This is a genomic window from Nesterenkonia aethiopica (genome assembly GCF_039534665.1).
GTDB classification, from domain to species: domain Bacteria; phylum Actinomycetota; class Actinomycetes; order Actinomycetales; family Micrococcaceae; genus Nesterenkonia; species Nesterenkonia aethiopica.
In genome coordinates, this window is record NZ_BAAAVT010000048.1 from 1 (window position 1) to 613 (window position 613).

The 613-nt window shown below is 63.0% G+C and carries 1 pseudogene; it reads right to left on the reverse strand.

Annotation, left to right across the window (positions count from 1 at the left end):
• Window positions 1-613: pseudogene (locus ABD658_RS15280) on the reverse strand (IS256 family transposase); the annotation flags it as partial.

Below are 613 nucleotides of genomic sequence, written 5' to 3' on the forward strand. Positions count from 1 at the left end.
CTGAGGTGCCGTAGAGCTCAGGGCCGATCGGGTCTTCGTCCACCGGCTTTGACTGGGCTTGCTTCTCCGATTCCTGGTGATGCCGCTGAGCGAGTATCCAAGGAGCATGTGGGTGCTCGGTGAGACTGTTGAGCAGCCAGTCCACTGCTTTGCGGGCGTGGTGATCGGGCATGCCCCGATGATGGCGCAGCAGGTGCTTGATCCCACTGTTGGGACCACCCTCCAACCGGGAGGTGGCCCGCTCCACGGTTCGCTGCTGGTCTTCGATGTAGTCCTCGTTGAGGAAGGTGAACAGGGAGTCATCGCGGATCAGCTGCCGGTAGAGTCCCTGGACTCGGCGCAGCCGGATGTGGGTGTACCACCAGTTCTGGTTCGGCTTAGCCCAGGAGGGGCGCTCTACGCCTTTCTTCGCGTAGGTGCGCTGCTTGAGGAAGGACTCCCATCTCGCTTCCCAGGAGGCGTAGGCGCCCATCCAGGTCGCAGCGGCATCGAGGTCCTGGACTCTCATCAGTTCCCTGGTCAGGGCCAGGATCTCCTGGCCAGCAGGCAGTCGTGGGTTCAGGGTGGTGTGCCGGATGACGGCGGCGCGGATGTGGAAGTAGCAGCGTTGGAT